The 1,301-nt window shown below is 66.8% G+C and carries 1 protein-coding gene; it reads left to right on the top strand.

Translation table 11 applies throughout. From position 1 onward, the window contains the following. Positions 1-74: 74 nt before the first annotated feature. A protein-coding gene (locus tag QMK30_RS38275; RefSeq protein WP_283522940.1) for an IS3 family transposase occupies positions 75-1,261 on the top strand; the annotation gives its coding sequence in 2 pieces (ribosomal slippage) (positions 75-342 and positions 342-1,261; 1,188 coding nt in all). The last annotated feature ends 40 nt before the right edge of the window (positions 1,262-1,301 follow it).

Below are 1,301 nucleotides of genomic sequence, written 5' to 3'. Positions count from 1 at the left end.
TTGAGCTGAACCGGATTCCGTAGCGGCCTTGAAGCCGGGCATGATTGCCTCGGCAGATGGGAAGCACAGGTCTGATGCCTGCACCCCGGAAGTATCCCGACGAGCTGCGCGAGCGGGCCGTCCGTGAAGTACAGAACTCTGGCCGTCCGGTCGCACATGTGGCGCGGGATCTCGGTATCCACAAGGAAGCATTGCGGCTATGGGTCCGCCAGGCCGAGGCCGACCACGGCAGTCGGCCCGATCTGCTCACCACCGCCGAGCGAGCCGAACTCGTACAACTCCGGAAAGAAGCAGCTGAGTTGCGGCGGGCGAACGAGATCCTCAAGGCCGCCAGCGTGTTTTTCGCCAAGGAGCTCGACCAGCCCCGCACGAGGCCGACGCGGTGATCAACCACCTCCGCGACGACTTCGGGGTCGAGCCCGTCTGCCGGGAACTGGACCTGTCGGTCTCCGCCCACAACGCCCGCCGCAAGCGTCCGAAGTCCGCACGCCGACAGCGCGACGAACACCTCGTCGCGGATATCCGCCGCATCCACACCGGCTCCGGCGAGACCTACGGAGCCCGGCGCGTCCACCGCCAGCTGCGGCGGGAGGGTGTCGCTGCAGCCCGCTGCACCGTCGAGCGGCTGATGCGTGAGGACGGCCTGGAAGGTGTCATCCGCGGGCAGCGACGCCGCACGACGATCCCCGAACCGTCCGCTCCAAGGCCGCCCGATCTGGTCAACCGGCACTTCCGTGCCCACCGTCCGAATCAGCTGTGGGTCGCGGACCTGACCTACATCCGTACCTGGTCGGGCTGGGTCTACGTCGCTTTCGTCCTGGACGTGTACTCGCGGATGATCGTCGGATGGCAGCTCGCCACCCACATGCGCACCGATCTCCCGCTCGACGCGCTGGAGATGGCCTTGTGGCGGCGGGGGATCAAGAAGGGCTCCGGGCTGATTCATCACAGCGACCGCGGCTCGCAATACGTGTCCATCCGCTACAGCGAGCGGCTGCTGGACGTCGGCGCGACCGCGTCCGTCGGCTCCGTCGCCGACAGCTACGACAACGCCATGGCCGAGGCCCTCAACGGATCCTTCAAGGCCGAACTGATCGAGCACCACGGCCCGTGGCGCGACGCTGACCAGGTCGAACGCGCAGTCGTCCAGTGGGTCGGCTGGTACAACACCGAACGCCTGCACTCCGCCCTCGACTACCTCCCACCCGAAGAATTCGAGGCCCAGCACCACCGAACCCAGGCGACCACGAACACCGCCTGAAACCACACAAACCGGCCGCTACGAAACTCAGGGCAGTTCA

It is taken from the genome of Streptomyces sp. H27-C3 (assembly GCF_030063415.1).
In the GTDB taxonomy this organism is placed as follows: Bacteria; Actinomycetota; Actinomycetes; order Streptomycetales; family Streptomycetaceae; genus Streptomyces.
This window is presented reverse-complemented; position numbering and strand designations above follow the sequence as displayed.